This is a genomic window from Neobacillus sp. NPDC093182 (assembly GCF_044754045.1).
In genome coordinates this window covers 125,809-142,968 of the sequence record NZ_JBIVOI010000006.1, presented here as the reverse complement: position 1 = coordinate 142,968, position 17,160 = coordinate 125,809, and the positions used below count along the sequence as shown (strand labels likewise).

Here is a 17,160-nt window from a genome sequence, read left to right as displayed (position 1 = left end):
AAATGCAGACATTTTGTCTGCATTTAATGTTTCACGATCATATAACCAATATAATATGAAAGAATTAAGAAACTGCCTATTACATTTACGATTGAAAAGTCTGCCATCTAAATTCCACCCCTTTGAATTATGAAAGAGCTTAAACATATATAAATTATCATAATAAAGGGCTTTTACCTGTGATAAATATAACAGTTTCTCCTCATGAAATTGAACATTATGTGAACATTAGCCAGCAAGTCCGGCACTGCCTTTTTGGAGTTCATACATTTGATAGTATTTTCCCCCTAGAACCATCAATTCATCATGTGAACCACGTTCAACAATCTTTCCACGGTCCAGCACAAGTATTTGGTCAGCATTGCGGATGGTTGATAACCTGTGCGCGATAATAAACGTCGTTCTTCCTTTTTTCAAAACATCCATGGCTTCTTGGATCACAGCTTCGGTTTCAGTATCTATACTGGATGTAGCTTCATCTAAGATTAAGATCGCTGGATTAAAAGCTAAGGCTCTAGCAAAGGAGATTAACTGACGCTGACCGCTGGATAAAGTACTTCCTTTTTCAATTACAGGTTCATCATAACCATTTTCAAGGTTTTTAAAGACCTTATCTGCTCCAACATCCTTTAACGCCTTGTCTACCATCTCACTTGTTATCGATGGGTCACTAAGACTCACATTTGATGCAATCGTACCCGTAAATAAATATGGATCCTGCAGGACAATCCCCATATGATTACGAATCGTTTGACGTGGTATGCTGACAATATCCTTGCCATCAATAAGAATTTTGCCCTTTTGACAATCATAGAAACGGAAGAGTAAATTCATGATCGAGCTTTTTCCAGATCCAGTATGTCCTACAAGCGCGACGGTCTCCCCTTGTTTAGCCTCAAAGTGAATATCTTTCAACACATACTCGCCATCTTTGTAACCAAATGACACATGGTCGAATGTGACATTACCTTGAAATCGCTCTATTCTTTGTGAACTTACATTCTCACCAGGCTCATCCATGAGTTTAAACACTCTTTCACCAGCTACTAAGGCCGTTTCCAGGTTGGCTAATTGATTGACAATCCCCTGTACTGGCTGAAAAAGACGATTAATGTAATCCACAAAAGCATACAGCACTCCTAAAGATATAACCGAAGCAGGATTTAGTGATAACCCGCCAAAATACCATATGAATGCAACAAAAACGAGATTTCGCAGCACCCCCACTAAATTATGAGAAGTTAAAGCGTTTAAGCTTAATAATTTATTTTGGTAGGTAAAATGTTCAGTATTAAGTTTCTCGAATTCTTTTGCTGTTTCCTTTTCTCTCCTAAATGCTTGAATGATGCTCATGCCGCCAATCGATTCATTAATGGTTGCGTTGATATCACTTATTCGAGAACGAATAACATGATTGTATTTTGAAGCAAACTTTCGATACAATAACATCCAGCCGTAAAGGATCGGCAATAGTATTAAGCAAATAGCTGCAAGTTTTACATCCAAGATAAATAGGGCAGCATAAATCCCTGTAATATAAATAGCACTGGTAAAAAATTGAGCTAGAACGGTCACATATAGTTCGCGGATTGCTTCAGTGTCATTGGTAATCCTAGCAACTACTTTTCCGGCTGGAAGATTATCAAAGTATTGGATTGGAAGCCGCTGGATCTGGCCAAATACATCCTCCCGCATTTTTTGAATGATTCGATTTGCTGACTTCTGAAGTAAAAAGCGCTGACCATATTGGAAAATTGCTGAAATTACTAATAAGCAAAAATAAATGACCAACAGCGTAATAATCCCCGGAATCTCCAATTCGTAAAACGCCATTAGCTCTTTCGCAGTTAGGACTTGTGCGTTATATTCCGCCTTTTCCGTGCCCTTTTGAACGGTTAAAACACCGTCTTTAAAGGTCCTTTTCCCATCAAATTCAAGATTTCCATCAACGAAGACAAACCTTGCCCCAACCTGCAAAATTCTTATTTCTTTCCCCTTTTGTTCATCGTTTGAAAAATTCTTTTCTTTTTTATAAAATTGCCCGTTATATACTGCTGTGTTTTTGTTACTAGATGTTTCATACCAAACAGATTCAATACCTAAAATATGTTTGTCGATAATATTTTTTGCAATAAATGGACCTGCTAAATCAGTAACAACCGAAATGGTCAGCATAAATAGTGCTGCCAAAATGATTTTTTTATAGTTTAATGCATACTGTGTTAATCGCCGGCCTGTATTCATGCTGTCACCTCTTCTTCAAAATTATTTTCTACTTGTTGGCGTAAAAATTGCTCTTTATACCAGCCATCATTTGAAAGCAGTTGTTCATGTGTTCCTGATTCGATTACTATTCCATCATCGAGAACGAGGATTTGGTCTGCATGCTCAACCGCTGACATTCGGTGAGTTGTAATAATCGTGGTTTTGTCTTTCCTGATCTCACGAATATTATCAATAATTCTCTTTTCTGTTTTGGCGTCAACTGCTGACAACGAATCGTCTAATATCAAAATGTCAGGATTTTTTATTAACGCCCTCGCAATCGATAGTCTTTGTTTTTGACCGCCGGACAGTGCAACACCTTTTTCACCGACAAGCGTTTCTAATCCTTCCGGCAGCATCTCTAAATCCTTTCTTAGAGCAGCTAAATCAATCGCTTTTTCCAATTCTTCATCTGTCGCTTCCGAATTCCCAAAAAGAATATTTTCTTTAACACTTTTTGAAAAAAGAACATGATCTTGAGGCACATAACCAATCCATTGACGAACTTGATTTAGTGTCTGCTCTTGAAGAGGTACACCTGAGATAGATAGTTCACCTGTTCCAAGAGGATATTGTCGTAATAACTGTTTAATCAGTGTTGTTTTCCCGCTGCCTGTTTTTCCGACAATCCCCAACGTCTGTCCTTGGAGCAATTGAACAGAAACATTCGTTAAATTATCCTCCTTAGAAGATGGATAGCGAAACGTTACCTCATTAAAATCAATTCTGTCCGCAGTTTCAACTGTAACTGGCTTTGAAGGATTCTCAACGGTTTCCTGAAAGGACAATGTTTCATTTACCCTGTCTAGGGACGCATTTCCTCTTTGCATGATATTAATTAATTCACCTATCGCAAACATCGGCCAAATTAACATTCCTAAATAAACATTAAAGGAAACAAGGTCGCCTAAGGTTATTGCCTGATTAAAGACTAAAAATGCACCATAACCAAGACCAATCATATAGCTTATTCCGACAAGTATTTTAACTGTAGGATCAAATAACGAATCAATTCTTGCTACTTTTATATTTTTTTGAAAGACATCTTCTGTTAGTTGGTGGAACCTTCGGCCATCTGCTTCTTCCTGAACATAGGCACGAATAACCCTTACACCCGCAACTGATTCTAATACCCGATCGTTTAACTCCCCAAATGCATCCTGTGCTTCCATAAAGCGCTTATGAATTCTATTTCCATAAATTTGCATGATATAAGCCATAATTGGCAGTGGAAGGATTGCAGCAATGGTTAATTTCCAGCTAATTAATAGGCCCATTGTAATAATAAGTGTTAGCATCCAAACACTTGAATCGACGAGGGTCAATATCCCAAACCCTGCCGTTATCGAAATCGCCTTTAAATCATTTGTGGCTCTTGCCATCAGGTCGCCAGTTCGATTCTTTTCATAAAATGTTGGCGACATTTTTAACAAGTGGTTCATAAATCGAGATCTTAATTTCCTTTCAACGAGAAAAGCTCCGCCGAATAATTTATACATCCAAACATAGGTGATTCCATATGAGAAAACCATTATTAAGATAAGATAGCCTAAATATTTTATAATTTTTCCATTATCCATAACGCCAAGATGAATATCATCGATTGCCATCCCGATTAATTTAGGCGGAACAACGTCTAGAATCCCAACCAAGATTAATAACGATATCGCAATTAGATACCGCTTCCAATATTCTTTGAAAAACCAACCCAATTTCTTTAAAACCGAAAACATCACATTACCCCCTTGTAAAAAAAGAAAGAGACATACCGCAAAAGAGTGCAGCATGCCTCGAAACTAAAAAAAGAGACAAAAAAACACACGTTACGTATCAAAAAGAACGCAACCTGTGTTTTAATCTCAATGTATTAAAATAGACTCAGTAAAAAAGGTCATCTGGGAGCAGGTTACATTCGGATATTCAGTTGTTGATAAAGTTCTGTGTAAAACAATCATTTTGTAACCCTCCTTTTCCTTTTTTTACATCCTTTGTTAGATTATCACCAGTTTATTTATATGTCAATTCTTATTTTTCAGAATTTTTCCAATTGATTAATCAGCCCTTTTTCGAAAAATCTTTCGAACAAATAATAAGTAAAATAGTGTTGGCATCGGAGCTTGAATCAGACCGACGATTCCCCATAACCAATAGTTGTGATTGCGTTTCCTGGCGTCTAAAAATAAAAAAATACTTTGCAGTAAAAGGACCGCTGCAACGATAATGATCAAAGCGGGTGATAATTCATTACTCATCGATTTTCACCTTCTTACGAAACCCAGTAATTGTGTAGAATGCAATAAAAACCGGAGTAATGATTTGAATGAAGAGAAAAACAACCGGCATTTGATAGAAAGAAACAATGATTCCACTTAATATCAGTAATGCGATGATAAGAAATAACGATAATTCTTTGATTAAATTTTTTCTGTTATTTTCCTTTTCCGTTACTACCATATTTTCAAACCATTGTAGATCCGGAGTATAGACAGGGAATTGATCAACCTTGCTTAACCCATCCTGCAGTTTGTGAATAGCATCCAAGTCATGTTTATTTTGTTGTTCCTTGTCGAGTATGACGACCTTCTGTTTCTTCACCTAGTTTCAGCTCCCTTCTTACTGCCAAAATTCCATTATGAACCCTTGATTTCACCGTTCCGGAGGAAATTTTCATCCATGAACCAATCTCATCGTATGAGTATCCATAATAATGCTTCAGTACAATAGGAACCCGAACGTCAACTGGTAATTTACCTAGTGCCTCCAGTGCATCGTTCCATTCCTCATTCCGGCTTTCAAAATGCCATTTCAGTTTTCGAAAAACTTCTTCTTGCCCCAGCCATTTGTTTTCCCTCTTTTGCTTTCTACATTGGTCGATATAAGCGTTAGTGGCAATAGAAATCAGCCAAGTGGAAAATTTACTTTGACCATTATAGAGATGAATTTTTTGAATACATTTTGCCATTGTTTCTTGTGCTAGTTCCTCTGCCATATCTGGATTCATTGTAATCTTCATTAAATACTTTACAAGGAACGGATAGTTTTCTTTAAACAACATGGCAAATGCAAGATGATCCCCTTCTTTTGCGCTTTTTATTAACGGATCCATCACACTTGTCCTCGCTTTCCCCCATCTACCCTCTATTTCTGTCTATGAATAAGACGTGAAAGTGCTAAATTCGTTCATTTATTTTAGTGAATTATTTAAATTCTATCACAAAAGGCACGAATTTCTTCGTGCCTTCCTGTTAATGATTCATGTTTGAACCTATTTTTTTCCATCGCTTTTCCCATTTTTCTTTTTGTTTTTTCCACCTTTCTTCCCATTTTTTCGAACCCTCATTAAAATGCTCTTCAAGTGATTTTCGGTTCTGTTCTGCCTCTTCCTCTTGCTTCTTTTCAATTAACATGTCAATGTGAGGGACGCCGAATTTACTAGAAGGTGTACCTGTTAATGCTTGTTTCATTACTTCACGAAATACAACCGCAGCTCCTGCACCACTTGTCGTGTTCAAGTAGTGTTTTTCATCGGTTTTATCGTAGCCCACCCACACAGCACCAACTAGTTGTGGTGTGTAGCCAACAAACCATTGGTCCTTGACCCCTGTGACTCCTTCAATCGGTACTTGCGTCGAACCTGTTTTTCCTGCAATTTCTCTTCCCGAAATTTGTGCGCTTTTTCCAGACCCATGCTCAACAACTCCAAGGAGCATGGTGTTAATGCGGTCAGTTACAGATTTTGAAGTGACTTTTTCCTTTTTTTCCTTCCACTCAGCAACAATATTTCCATCTGCATCCACAATTTTTTTAATGACATGAGCTTTCATTCTAACTCCATTATTAGGGAAGACAGAATATGCCTCAGCCATCACAAGCGGCGATACACCTTGTTCTAACCCACCGAGTGCAAGCGATAGATTCCGATCACCTTTTTGTAATGGTATACCAAAGCGTTTAGTTGAAATTAATCCTTTTTCAATTCCTATTTCATTTAATAACCAGACTGCCGAAACATTTTTTGAATCTTTCACTGCTTCGTACATTGGTACTTCTCCAGCATATTGATGATTATAATTTTTCGGCTCATATTCACCAAAGCTCATTGGTTCATCCTTTAACATATCGGTTATTTTCCAACCAGCTTCAAGTGCAGGTGTAAAGACTGCAATCGGTTTAATAGAAGAACCTGGCTGTGCTTTTAATTGCGTGGCACGGTTATAACCCCTGAAGGTATGCTCCCCTCGTCCGCCGACAAGCGCACGGATTCCTCCTGTTTTGGGGTCAACCAATATCCCGCCGCTTTGGACCAGAGTATCTGACCCCCTAGGAAATAAATCATCCCTTTGATACGTATTTTCCATCGCATTTTGCATGGCAGGATCGAGTTCCGTGTATATTTGATAACCGCCTGTTAGTAATTCATCCTGTGATAAATGATAGACATTGATCGCTTCTTCAAAAACTTGATCAACATAGTACGGATACTTCCCACGAAATGGATCTCCGCCTTTATTATTTAAGATTACTTTTTCATTTATCGCTTGTTCATATTGCTGTGTTGTAATATAGCCTTGATTCTTCATTTGAGCGAGTACAAGATTTCTCCTCTTGGCTGCTTCATCCAAGTGCTGATAGGGGTTAAGCGAAGAAGGTGCTTTTATTAGACCTGCCAGTAAGGCTGATTCGCTAATAGTAAGATCCTCGACATCTTTGGCAAAATAATTGCTTGCTGCATGCTTGATCCCCCAGGCACCATCACCAAAATAGATCTGATTTAAATACATTTGAAGGATTTCTGATTTGCTGAATTGTCTCTCGATTTCCATAGCTAAAAACACTTCATCTATCTTCCTTTTTAGGGTTTTCTGAGAGGTCAGTAAAGTGTTTTTTGTTAATTGCTGGGTAATGGTACTGCCGCCTTCTACCATTCCACGAGCTTTTATGTCCCGGATAAGTGCTCTAGTAATACCGATATAATCGACACCATGGTGCTCATAGAATCGACGGTCCTCTATTGCAATCACTGCATTTTTCATCGAGTCGGGTACCTGATCGATTGAAATACCTTCATTTTTATTAGCAGATACTTTACTTGCAAGCTCGCCATTCAAATCATAAAAAACAGTTGCTTGAGGAAGTTCATTCTTTAGGGAAGAAATATCTGCATCCATCGAATAAGCGTACACAATCCCTAGAAAGCCCAAAACTAAAAGAGAAAACGAGAGAACCATTACCTGGTTCATATGCCATCGCTTCCAATTATTCACTACCTTTTTCATAATTCCTCCTTAAAAAATATGAAATGAAGGACATCATCTTCTTTTTCCCAAAAAGGGGAAAAATTAACCAATTTATTTGGTAAAAAAGAAGTATAATTGCTCGCAACCTATATTTGGACAACATTCCCCAATTTGGGGCTTTCCCTATCTGAATGATATTTCCAAAAAAGCCAAAAAGAAAAGCACTCGAATTCATATTCGAATGCTTTTCTTTAATCGTTCTTGGTTAATTCTTTAAAGCGTATTTTGGTTTGTTTTTCGTCAAAGCTGCTGTATACCCGATAGTGTTTGTCATCTAATATTCGGAAATGTTTACTAAGAATATTCTGCTGGAGGATAAATCCGTTTTTTCTTGAGACCTCACGCCACCAAATTCTGCCTCCAAATGTTTTCATTCTTCGATAATCTATTCCTTCGCGTGCCACGGTTTCCAAAACTTCAAGCGGTTCATTACCAAATAAAAATTGGACGGTTTCTGTTTCTCTAAATAATGCACAAATGGTGACAACCGTAGACCAGCCTGCCAGCACTCTTCCTTTTTCAATTTGAACCAATGTTTTCTTTGATACACCAATAATCTCAGCCATTTTATCCTGAGTATATCCTGCTTCTGTACGAATTAATCGCAGTTTATCTGAAACTATCCTAATAATTTCATCTCTATTCAATTAAAACCCTTCCTTCAATACACCTATTAGTGTAATTTTACACAAGTTCTATCATATTGAAAAGAAAAAAACTGCTATCAATATATGAATAGCAGTTTTACGGTTTTATTTTGGCGGGATTCCACATTGACTTTGACTAGAGCAGGTCTTTTCAAGGTCACATGCAGCACATTTCCCTTTTTTAGATTTATTTATAAACTTCACCAATGCCCAAGCAGCGTAACCAAATATCGCAGTGCCAATAATAATATTAGCTATCATACGGTACACATCCTCATCTTAGACTAACCCAAACAGTTTTCCGCCCTGATAAATGATCAAGCATAAAACATAAGCAATAAACAATGCATATAGGATTGAAAAAGCAGTCCATTTCTTTGAGCCTGTTTCTTTATAAATAGTAGCCGCAGTTGCTAAACAAGGAATATATAATAGAATAAAAACCATAAAGCTATAAGCAGCAAGCGGTGAATAGTAATCGCTCAATAAACCTTGTAAGCTAGCATCATTGGGGACAAAGTAAATAATATTCATGGTAGAAATAATTGCTTCTTTTGCTAAGAATCCGGTTATTAAAGATGCTGCTGCCTGCCACGTACCGAATCCAATCGGCTCTAAAAGCGGAGCAAACAAATTACCTATACCAGCTAAAAAGCTATCATCCATATCCACTTTTAAACCATTCGGACCAGCATAAGATAACAGCCATATGAAAACCGAGCCTGCGAAAATGAACGTTCCCGCTTTTCGAACAAAACCTTTTCCCTTATCCCACGTACTTCTCCAAAGCGATTGAACTTGTGGAAGGCGATAAGGCGGCAGTTCGATTACGAATAGTGATGTTTCTGATTTTAATAGTGTTTTAGTAAATATTTTTGCTAATATCAAAGCGACAACGATACCTAGAACATAAAGACTCAAAACTACAAGTGCTTTATGACCCACAAAAAATGCTCCAACAAATAACGCATACACTGGTAATCGGGCAAAGCATGACATTAGCGGAGTTAACAGTATCGTCATTAGTCTCTCACGAGGTGTTTCAATTGTTCTAGCAGCCATGATACCGGGTACATTACAGCCAAATCCAATCATCATCGGAATAAACGCCTTCCCATTTAGCCCAACGGACTCCATTATTCGGTCCATAACAAGAGCTACCCTCGCCATGTAACCAGAATCCTCTAATAAGGATATAAAGAAGAAAAGGATAAATATCTGGGGAACAAACACAAGTACTCCACCGACACCGGCAATAAGTCCCTCAATAATTAATGCATGTATAAAAGCTGAGGCATGAACAGCTCCAAGAAATTTTTCTACACCCGTGGTCACGGGTCCGGTTAGTATTCCATCCAAAACATCTGATAATGGAGTTCCCAGCCAGTCAAAGGTCAACATAAACATCAAATACATACATATTAAGAAGATCGGCATTCCTAAATAGCGATTCGTGACGATCGCATCAATTCTCTCTGACAGTGGTACAACCGTACTTACCTTCCGAACAGAGGTTTCAAGAATCTTTTCAATAACTTCTTTTCTCTTTAAGTAAATATAGTTTGCCAGCGAATTTACATGAATATTTTCTTGAATGAATAACGACTCCAATTGAGAAAGGTATGATTCAAGTTTAGCAGGTTCTATTAGGTCAGAAAGATAGTTTTTTACGTATTCATTTCCCTCAAATAATTGAAGAGCAAGCCATCTAGGTGAATGATCGGTTTTACCGATAATATCAATACTTAATTTAGCAATAGTCTCTTCGACTTCTTTACCATAATAAACATGTTTTTTTAGCTTAGAATGACTTGAACTGGTTGAAATAACCTCTATTAATCGATCGCATCCTTTACCACTTCTCGCCACAACAGGAACCACTGGTACGCCTAAAATCTGTGATAACTTTTCCGTATCAACTTGTATGCCTCGATTGGCCGCGACATCCACCATATTCAAACCGATTAATGCTGGTTTTTCATATTCAAGCAATTGTAATGTTAAATGCAAATTACGCTCTAATTGCGAGGCATCCAAAATATTGAGCAGCCTGTCTACAGGTTCCTCTAAGAAAAAGGCAGTAACTACCCCTTCGTCCCTTGATAATGGGTTGAGTGAATAAACCCCTGGCAAATCAATTAGTCTTCCTATATTATTCTTGAAAACTCCGACCTTCTTTTCAACTGTAACACCGCTCCAGTTTCCAACATACTCATAAGATCCTGTAAGATTATTAAACAATGAAGTTTTTCCAGTATTCGGGTTTCCAATCAGTGCGATTTCCATTTATACTCTCTCCACTTCTATTAAGCGAGCTTCTTTACGACGGAGACCCACACATTGTCCACACGATTCGATCATGACTGGTCCCCCAAAAGGCATGACACATTTGACACAAACCTCAGAACCTTCCGTTATTCCTAGGTCCAACAACCGTCTTTGCACCAATCGGCCAACTTTCGATATATTAATGATTTTCCCTTTATCTCCTACTTTAAACGAACCGAACATCGCTATCACCCTTACATAGGTTAATTGAGAATGATTATCTTTATTTATATCATTATTTTACCATTGAAAAATGGCTGATTTTGTGACAAAAGTTCGAAAAAAAAATAGAAAAGTCACAGACTTTTCTATTTTTCAACTTATATCATTTTTTTAGGTGCAGCACTGATTACAAGGATTACAATAATCGCACACACGATAAAGCTTGGTAGCATATAGGTTCCATTGTATACCAGGGAATATACAGCTGCTGGCTGTCCTTCAGGTGCATATTCGCCAAAAAACACAATTCCTGATAGTACATGAGCAAGATATCTTAGCGCACTGCCTAAAAATGTTCCCATCAACACAAATGTGACCCATTTTTTCCTATTATTATTGGAAAGAGAGTCTTTCACTTGTGAAGCAAAAATACCTGCTAAACCAACTACTGAAAAGGCAATTGCATAATCAATAATTCCTTGCAAAAGTGTGTAGATTTGTGAGAAACCAAGGATGAACTGAAGCAATCCTAGTAAAAATCCAGACAAGATTCCACCTTTTACACCCCAACGAAATGACATTAGGAAAATCGGAATCATCGCAATAGAAATGGAACCTCCCTGCGGCCATATTTTTAATGACAACAATCCTGACACCAAATCTAATAAATAAGCTAATGCTGAAAATACTGCTACTTCTACTAAAAATAATGTGTTACTGCGCTTTTTCTCCATACATGTTCCCCCTAATTTGTTGTATTTTGGAGAACGTTCGAAAGTTTATACTGAAAAATTAATATGGCGCCTTAAAAACAAAAAAAGCAATGCAGGACATATAAGGATTGTCTGCATTGCTTGCATTAATTTTCGGCAAACCACATCCCTACGCTAGTGTTAACTAACAGGTTCATAGGGTCAGAACTTGAACGTTCACTCTCAGCCGCCAAAAGCAGCTCCCCTTGTGGAAATATTTAATTATTTTCATACTCGAATATACTATTTTTATAGGACTTTTACAAGGATAAACTTCTATTCATGTTATAATTAGGTAAACTATCATTCACGGATAGAAATTGATAAAATTTACCTATATTTATTTAAAGGGATTTCCAGCTATTATCACGAATTTAATTTAATCAGTTCGGCATTGTCTTAGGAGGAAAAAACTGTGATGTTATCTGAATTACCTATGGATTTAATAGCTTTTTTTAATAAGAATAAAGAGGAATTGCTTCGTGAGTGGGAAAATTCTATTGTTATTTCTAAAGGCGATCCCTATAAAGACAAAATAAGTCAAAATGGAATAGCCATTTTTAATATAGTCTTAACGATGCATACAATGACTGAAAAGGAACTCTTAGATTCTATTCAAAAATATGCGTTAGAAATTTCTGAAGAAAGAGCCTTAGCTAATATCAATATTGGGGACTTTGTTTATAATGTTAATCTTGGCAGAACTGTTTTATATAGTTATTTAAGTAAGTCAGGTCTAGAATGGGCAGATCTTCAAGAATCCATTAATAAGATAAATTTCTGCTTTGATAAATTTCTTTATTACGCAGTTACCCATTATACAGAAGCTAAAAACAAAATTATTGAAGAAAAAACGATGTTTATTGATTCGACTCATCAAGACCGCTTAACCCTGCTAGGGCAAATGACATCAAGTTTTATTCATGAATTTAGAAACCCGCTTACTTCGATACAAGGTTTTATTCAGCTTCTTAAGGCAGACTACCCTGAAATGAAATATCTAGATATTATCTCCAGTGAGCTGGATCAGCTTAATTTCCGTATCTCACAATTTCTTCTATTGTCTAAAAAGGAGTTAATTGGAAAGGAAAAGGAACAATTTAATCAGAATAAATTAATTGATGAAGTGTTAAATTTCCTCTACCCAAGTATTTTAGACGGTAAGGTAAAAATCAAAAAGGACATCGTCGATGAGATCACCCTTTATGGATATGCAGATGAAATGAGACAAGTCTTCATTAATATTATTTTTAACGCGATCGACGTGTTAAACCATCACAGAATACCGAACCCAACGATTGAAATAAAATGCTGCATAGAAAATAATTCACATGTCCTTTTATCGATTTCTAATAATGGACCAATGATTCCCGCTGAATTGAGCAAAACCATTTTTGAGCCTTTTTTCACAACAAAAAAGCTGGGTACAGGTCTAGGGTTATTCGTTTGTAAAGAAATCATTGAAAAACATAAAGGTGAATTAACTTGTCTTTCAACTCCCGACCTAACCGTATTTACAATTAAATTACCCCTTGCTTCGTCTCCTTCGTAGGAGACGTTTATTTTTCTACTTTATTTTTGAAAATTTATAATATTCCGATTCATACATACAAGACTTTTTTCATAAAATGTTTATACCAACCAATTATACAAACCAGAACGTTTGACTGTACAGTTGTAATTTACTATAATTATTTTTAAATTTAGATTATTCGAGGTGATTTGATGGGGCTGTCTATCGTATTGGTGAATTAGCAGAAATTGCAATGGTCTCTAAACGCACAATTGATTATTACACATCAATTGGTTTACTAAGTGCAGAACGATCCCAATCTAATTATCGAATATACACTCAAGAATCCTTAAAGGATCTAAAATTTATTGAGGAATGTAAGAGTTTGCACTATCCTCTTGACGAGATTAAAAGAAAACTAGATATGAAGAAAGACAAAACAATTCGTGATTCAGAAGTGGAAAAACATGTAAATGCAGTTACACAGCAAATGCAGCAGCTGCAAAATGATTTATTTGACCTAACTCCATTTATTGAAAAATTAGATGACGTGCAGAAAGAAAAATTCGCAACAAATCTAATGATGCTAAAATCAGCCTTAAAGGAATCCCTTTTGAAAATAACGAGTTAATTTTTTTAAATTACTAGGAGGTGACTCCTTAACTCGTATGTAACGAGCTAAGGGAACTTATTTGGACATATTTAACTTGGTTTTAATAGCCATTTTAATTGCGTTAACTGCTTTTTTTGTAACTTCAGAGTTTGCTATTGTTAAAATTCGCAGTTCAAGAATTGACCAGTTAATTGAGGAAGGTAATTCGAGTGCTATTTCTGCAAAAAAAGTCATTTCAAATTTAGATGAATATCTTTCAGCTTGTCAATTAGGAATTACGATTACTGCCCTTGCTTTAGGCTGGATTGGGGAATCCACCATTGAGCATTTACTCACTCCCCTTTTCAATGGACTAGAGATTCCTGAAGGTGTTTCCCACGTATTATCAATTGGGATTGCATTTGCGACCATTACATTTTTACATGTTGTCGTAGGAGAACTGGCACCTAAAACACTGGCTATTCAAAAAGCTGAATTGATTACGCTGGTCATGTCGCGGCCACTAATTTTCTTTTATAAAGTGATGTATCCATTTATTTGGTTATTAAATGGGTCTGCACGTATTGTAACGAGCATTTTTGGTCTTAAACCAGTATCTGAAAGTGAAATGGCACATACCGAGGAAGAGCTTCGAATTATCCTCTCAGAAAGCTATAAAAGTGGCGAAATTAACCAATCTGAGTTTAAGTATGTAAATAAAATTTTTGAATTTGATAACCGTATTGCCAAAGAAATTATGGTACCAAGGACAGAAATCGTTTCATTATCTAAAGATGATACGCTGGATACTTTTCTCGAAGTGATTCGTGAGGAAAAATATACGAGATATCCAATTATTGATGGTGATAAAGACCATATTATTGGTTTAGTAAATATTAAGGAAATGGTTACGGATTTAATCAGTAAAGAAACCCTGTCAACTAAAACACTTGAACACTATACTCGTCCAATAATTAGAGTTATCGAAACGATACCGATCCATGATTTGCTTGTAAAAATGCAAAAGGATCGAATGCACATGGCTATCTTAATGGATGAATATGGCGGTACATCCGGTCTTGTTACAGTTGAAGATATCCTTGAGGAGATTGTTGGTGAAATCCGTGACGAATTTGATTCGGATGAGATTCCAATGGTACGTAAAATTAAGGAAAACCATTATATTATAGATTCAAAAGTTTTAGTCACGGAAGTAAATGATTTGTTGGGCGTCGATATCAATGATGAAGATATAGACACCATTGGCGGCTGGATATTAACGGAGAATTATGAGGCCAAAGAAGGAGACTCCATTCATCACGATTCCTATGCCTTTAAAATACTTGATATGGAAGAACACCATATTAAATATATCGAGGTAACAAAGATTGTAAATGAGGAAGCAAGTACGAATAAGATAGCTTTGCCTCAAACAGAAGTACTTTCTTAATAATTGTGTTTTTGAAACAGACCACGCAGGTCTGTTTTTTTTTGTAATAAAATTGTAATATTTCCCCTAAAATCCAATCACCTTCACACTTCTAATCATATTCTAAAACTAAAGGAGGGAGAAATTACGATGGAATTAATTTTCTTATTTTTAGCGGCAATACTTTCTGGATTTGTTTTAATGAGTGTAGAACTGGTATCATTTTTAAGCTTCTTAGGTCCAATTTTTGATATCGTTGGCTCATTAGCAATGATTATTTTTTCTTTAGCGTTTATCTATAAGGCGCTGAAAGCACTATTTGGCAGATAAATTGTAAGCGATTGCAACCTTCTGTTCAACACATAAAAAAAGATCAGTTTATCATATCTGATCTTTTTTTATTTATCTGTTTTATAGGATAATGATTTCTTCTTCCGCTTTTGCTAATTTAATCAGGTGTGAATCCAGGCGGCGATTAATATGCTTAATTTCCTCGCCATTTCCTAAGTTATTCTCTAACTGTTTTACGACATTGCCTTGCACGTCTTCAATGCGCTGCAGTGATTCTTTTATATCTGATAAGTCAATTTGATTAACCTCAACTCGGTGCTCAATACTATCCATTTGCTCTAATCGAGAAAGTCTATGTTCGATGTTTTCTAATGTTTTATTAAACGTATTTATTAGTGTTTTAATATCAGAAATGTTCTCAGTTAATTTATCAAGTTTTTGCTCCATAGTTAGTATCTCCCTTTTCGTATTAAATCCATTTTATCAAACACTCTGAATATGTTACAAATTCTAAAACATTACTAAACGGTATTTTTTAGTATCCACTTTTCATGACGTTTATTGCAGAAATATGAATATTTTTTAAAATAACCTTTAGGACAGAATTCCTTGTGAAAAATATCACATGCAAATCTAATAAAAAGACTTAATCTAATATCATAAGAAATGATTAACATTTCTTTTTCATTTACATTTTTCAATCTATTTATGACGATTACCATTTTGAAAAGGTTGGTGCATTTATATGTTTCTTTCTATTGATGAAAAAGCTGCAAAGTGGTTTACGAATGAATTCGAGATCCATACTGTGAGAATGTATCCGCAATATGATGGTTTTGGTGAAAAACACAAGGGCTTCAGCCTTGCGTTTTCTGCAGAGTCACCATCAAATATCGGCTTTACGAAAGAAATAAATGGTATTAACTTCTATGTAGAAGGAAATGATGTATGGTTTTTCGAGGATACAGAAACTTGTTTATCTTTTAACGAAGTGGCAAATGAGATTCAAATAAATTTTAAGGACACACATTGTCAATAAAATCAACTTTCTCAAATAATTACTAGGGCAACCATCAAAGATGGCTGCCCTTTTTCTTATTTTACTACATTACGCACAAAACTTTCTGAATATTTAGAATTAACAAGAGCTCTATATTGCAATAATAAATGGTTAGCTATATAATGAAGGCGCATACATATTAGAAAGTTATAAGCTGTATCGAGTTTTTAACCTGCACAGAAAGGGGTTGGACAACATGGAGCATTGGTTTACAATTATTTTTGCTTTTCTTGGGACTGGGGTTGGAGGAGTGACAGGATACGTAATCGTACAAAAATATTATAAAAAACCTGTAAATGAGACCTCTCAGACTAAAAATGCATTACAAAGGAAACAGAAAGAGGCACATAATTATCCAGTGATTGATGTCACCATTGACCAGGTTCGGAAAGCTGTGAGGCAATTTTCAGATACACTCCCTAATGGTGTTTATCGGACGTTTATTGTCGAGGACGATAACAGTATCGATTTTAAACATCTAGCCCATATTTTAGGCGGGATCCCTTCAAAGAAGTTTTATATGTCAAAGGAAACCTATGATCTTTTTACGGAAAATGAAAAGAAAATTTGTTGTGAAATGGACATGGTTCAAAAAGCCGTCGACTTATATGTTAAGGAACGAAAGGAATATCCTATGCTGCGATTTGATCCACAGCGAAGAGTGAACTACTATCAATTAATTCAAGAAAATTATTTGAAATCTGCTCCTGAAACACAGTTCTATATTACTGAATTGGATGGACTCATAACTCACATCACACCTAAAAAAAGGAAATTAGAAAACTCTTCTCAATAACGTTAGAGGAGTTTTTTTTTGCTTTTTT

18 protein-coding genes and 1 riboswitch are annotated in these 17,160 nt (G+C 36.0%); of the genes, 6 read left to right on the top strand and 12 right to left on the bottom strand.

The window, feature by feature from the left end; all coding sequences use genetic code 11:
* Positions 1 to 228: 228 nt before the first annotated feature.
* The 11 genes from ACIQAA_RS12975 to thiT form a co-directional block, all read right to left on the bottom strand.
* The gene (locus tag ACIQAA_RS12975) at positions 229 to 2,244 is read right to left on the bottom strand and encodes an ABC transporter ATP-binding protein (protein WP_402619862.1); all 2,016 of its coding nucleotides are present in this window, start codon (positions 2,242 to 2,244) and stop codon (positions 229 to 231) included.
* The gene (locus ACIQAA_RS12970; RefSeq protein WP_402619859.1) at positions 2,241 to 3,998 is read right to left on the bottom strand and encodes an ABC transporter ATP-binding protein; all 1,758 of its coding nucleotides are present in this window, start codon (positions 3,996 to 3,998) and stop codon (positions 2,241 to 2,243) included. The genes ACIQAA_RS12975 and ACIQAA_RS12970 overlap by 4 nt, the downstream gene beginning before the upstream one ends.
* Positions 3,999 to 4,316: 318 nt before the next feature.
* On the bottom strand, positions 4,317 to 4,517 hold the full coding sequence (locus tag ACIQAA_RS12965) for a sigma-Y antisigma factor component (protein ID WP_402619857.1): 201 nt from the start codon (positions 4,515 to 4,517) through the stop codon (positions 4,317 to 4,319).
* Positions 4,510 to 4,860, bottom strand: coding sequence for a YxlC family protein (locus ACIQAA_RS12960; RefSeq protein ID WP_402619854.1), 351 nt, complete (start codon positions 4,858 to 4,860; stop codon positions 4,510 to 4,512). Before ACIQAA_RS12960 ends, ACIQAA_RS12965 begins: the two co-directional genes overlap by 8 nt.
* Entirely contained in the window at positions 4,814 to 5,371 is a 558-nt protein-coding gene (gene sigY / locus ACIQAA_RS12955; protein ID WP_402619851.1) for an RNA polymerase sigma factor SigY, read from the bottom strand. The genes ACIQAA_RS12960 and sigY overlap by 47 nt, the downstream gene beginning before the upstream one ends.
* 139 nt (positions 5,372 to 5,510) lie before the next feature.
* On the bottom strand, positions 5,511 to 7,541 hold the full coding sequence (locus ACIQAA_RS12950) for a transglycosylase domain-containing protein (protein WP_402619848.1): 2,031 nt from the start codon (positions 7,539 to 7,541) through the stop codon (positions 5,511 to 5,513).
* 212 nt (positions 7,542 to 7,753) lie between these two features.
* The gene (locus ACIQAA_RS12945) at positions 7,754 to 8,209 is read right to left on the bottom strand and encodes a helix-turn-helix transcriptional regulator (protein ID WP_402619845.1); all 456 of its coding nucleotides are present in this window, start codon (positions 8,207 to 8,209) and stop codon (positions 7,754 to 7,756) included.
* A gap of 105 nt (positions 8,210 to 8,314) precedes the next feature.
* Complete coding sequence (locus ACIQAA_RS12940; protein ID WP_402619842.1) at positions 8,315 to 8,470, bottom strand: FeoB-associated Cys-rich membrane protein; 156 nt, start codon at positions 8,468 to 8,470, stop codon at positions 8,315 to 8,317.
* A gap of 18 nt (positions 8,471 to 8,488) precedes the next feature.
* On the bottom strand, positions 8,489 to 10,495 hold the full coding sequence (gene feoB, locus ACIQAA_RS12935; RefSeq protein ID WP_402619839.1) for a ferrous iron transport protein B: 2,007 nt from the start codon (positions 10,493 to 10,495) through the stop codon (positions 8,489 to 8,491).
* Positions 10,496 to 10,720: a FeoA family protein gene (locus ACIQAA_RS12930; protein ID WP_402619837.1), complete on the bottom strand. Its 225-nt coding sequence runs from the start codon at positions 10,718 to 10,720 to the stop codon at positions 10,496 to 10,498.
* Between the two features lie 137 nt (positions 10,721 to 10,857).
* Entirely contained in the window at positions 10,858 to 11,433 is a 576-nt protein-coding gene (thiT, locus tag ACIQAA_RS12925; RefSeq protein WP_402619834.1) for an energy-coupled thiamine transporter ThiT, read from the bottom strand.
* Positions 11,434 to 11,561: 128 nt separating this feature from the next.
* Positions 11,562 to 11,668, bottom strand: a riboswitch (TPP riboswitch).
* A 201-nt stretch (positions 11,669 to 11,869) separates the two neighbouring features.
* On the opposite strand from thiT, the gene ACIQAA_RS12920 reads away from it, so the two are divergent.
* The 4 genes from ACIQAA_RS12920 to ACIQAA_RS12905 all read left to right on the top strand — a co-directional run bounded on the left by ACIQAA_RS12920 (position 11,870) and on the right by ACIQAA_RS12905 (position 15,315).
* Positions 11,870 to 13,003 carry a histidine kinase N-terminal domain-containing protein gene (locus tag ACIQAA_RS12920; protein WP_402620276.1) on the top strand — a complete coding sequence of 378 codons (1,134 nt, stop codon included), beginning with the start codon at positions 11,870 to 11,872 and terminating at the stop codon, positions 13,001 to 13,003.
* Positions 13,004 to 13,193: 190 nt separating this feature from the next.
* A complete protein-coding gene (locus ACIQAA_RS12915; RefSeq protein WP_402620273.1) occupies positions 13,194 to 13,595 on the top strand; it encodes a MerR family transcriptional regulator in 402 nt (133 codons plus the stop codon).
* A 61-nt stretch (positions 13,596 to 13,656) separates the two neighbouring features.
* Positions 13,657 to 15,006, top strand: a complete 1,350-nt coding sequence (locus ACIQAA_RS12910; protein ID WP_402619831.1) for a hemolysin family protein — start codon at positions 13,657 to 13,659, stop codon at positions 15,004 to 15,006.
* A 129-nt stretch (positions 15,007 to 15,135) separates the two neighbouring features.
* Positions 15,136 to 15,315 carry a hypothetical protein gene (locus tag ACIQAA_RS12905; protein WP_307196843.1) on the top strand — a complete coding sequence of 60 codons (180 nt, stop codon included), beginning with the start codon at positions 15,136 to 15,138 and terminating at the stop codon, positions 15,313 to 15,315.
* Positions 15,316 to 15,396: 81 nt separating this feature from the next.
* On the opposite strand, the gene ACIQAA_RS12900 is transcribed toward ACIQAA_RS12905, so the two are convergent.
* Positions 15,397 to 15,723 (bottom strand): hypothetical protein, encoded by a 327-nt coding sequence (locus ACIQAA_RS12900; RefSeq protein ID WP_402619827.1) that lies wholly within the window; start codon positions 15,721 to 15,723, stop codon positions 15,397 to 15,399.
* Between the two features lie 298 nt (positions 15,724 to 16,021).
* On the opposite strand from ACIQAA_RS12900, the gene ACIQAA_RS12895 reads away from it, so the two are divergent.
* The gene (locus tag ACIQAA_RS12895) at positions 16,022 to 16,315 is read left to right on the top strand and encodes a HesB/YadR/YfhF family protein (RefSeq protein WP_402619824.1); all 294 of its coding nucleotides are present in this window, start codon (positions 16,022 to 16,024) and stop codon (positions 16,313 to 16,315) included.
* Positions 16,316 to 16,532: 217 nt separating this feature from the next.
* Entirely contained in the window at positions 16,533 to 17,132 is a 600-nt protein-coding gene (locus ACIQAA_RS12890; RefSeq protein WP_402619821.1) for a DUF3939 domain-containing protein, read from the top strand.
* Positions 17,133 to 17,160 lie beyond the last annotated feature (28 nt).

Bases quoted from the DNA above. Each gene is read 5' to 3' on its own strand.
- ACIQAA_RS12975 (WP_402619862.1), bottom strand. From the start codon at position 2,244: ATGAATACAGGCCGGCGATTAACACAGTATGCATTAAACTATAAAAAA.
- ACIQAA_RS12970 (WP_402619859.1), bottom strand. From the start codon at position 3,998: ATGTTTTCGGTTTTAAAGAAATTGGGTTGGTTTTTCAAAGAATATTGG.
- ACIQAA_RS12965 (WP_402619857.1), bottom strand. From the start codon at position 4,517: ATGAGTAATGAATTATCACCCGCTTTGATCATTATCGTTGCAGCGGTC.
- sigY (WP_402619851.1), bottom strand. From the start codon at position 5,371: ATGGATCCGTTAATAAAAAGCGCAAAAGAAGGGGATCATCTTGCATTT.
- ACIQAA_RS12950 (WP_402619848.1), bottom strand. From the start codon at position 7,541: ATGAAAAAGGTAGTGAATAATTGGAAGCGATGGCATATGAACCAGGTA.
- ACIQAA_RS12940 (WP_402619842.1), bottom strand. From the start codon at position 8,470: ATGATAGCTAATATTATTATTGGCACTGCGATATTTGGTTACGCTGCT.
- feoB (WP_402619839.1), bottom strand. From the start codon at position 10,495: ATGGAAATCGCACTGATTGGAAACCCGAATACTGGAAAAACTTCATTG.
- ACIQAA_RS12930 (WP_402619837.1), bottom strand. From the start codon at position 10,720: ATGTTCGGTTCGTTTAAAGTAGGAGATAAAGGGAAAATCATTAATATA.
- thiT (WP_402619834.1), bottom strand. From the start codon at position 11,433: ATGGAGAAAAAGCGCAGTAACACATTATTTTTAGTAGAAGTAGCAGTA.
- ACIQAA_RS12920 (WP_402620276.1), top strand. From the start codon at position 11,870: ATGTTATCTGAATTACCTATGGATTTAATAGCTTTTTTTAATAAGAAT.
- ACIQAA_RS12905 (WP_307196843.1), top strand. From the start codon at position 15,136: ATGGAATTAATTTTCTTATTTTTAGCGGCAATACTTTCTGGATTTGTT.
- ACIQAA_RS12900 (WP_402619827.1), bottom strand. From the start codon at position 15,723: ATGGAGCAAAAACTTGATAAATTAACTGAGAACATTTCTGATATTAAA.
- ACIQAA_RS12895 (WP_402619824.1), top strand. From the start codon at position 16,022: ATGTTTCTTTCTATTGATGAAAAAGCTGCAAAGTGGTTTACGAATGAA.
- ACIQAA_RS12890 (WP_402619821.1), top strand. From the start codon at position 16,533: ATGGAGCATTGGTTTACAATTATTTTTGCTTTTCTTGGGACTGGGGTT.